Here is a 217-nt window from a genome sequence, read left to right on the forward strand (position 1 = left end):
AGTTGACCGAGTTCTGCGATTTCAGAAACCTGTGCAATGGTGACATCCGCCGCCATCGCCATAATCGGTCCAAAGTTTCGTGCAGATTTACGATATATTAGATTGCCCCAACGATCGCCTTGATGAGCTTTGATCAAGGCAAAATCAGCTTTGATTGGATACTCCAGCACATAGTCTTTTCCGTCGATATGGCGGGTTTCTTTTCCTTCGGCAAGCA

The 217-nt window shown here is 46.5% G+C and carries 1 protein-coding gene; it reads right to left on the reverse strand.

Translation table 11 applies throughout. The features are described 5' to 3' along the window. Positions 1 to 217: CoA-transferase (locus ACINWC743_RS12200; RefSeq protein ID WP_009585647.1), on the reverse strand; the 217-nt coding region annotated here is incomplete at both ends.

This window comes from Acinetobacter sp. WC-743, assembly GCF_000335555.1.
In the GTDB taxonomy this organism is placed as follows: Bacteria; Pseudomonadota; Gammaproteobacteria; order Pseudomonadales; family Moraxellaceae; genus Acinetobacter; species Acinetobacter bereziniae.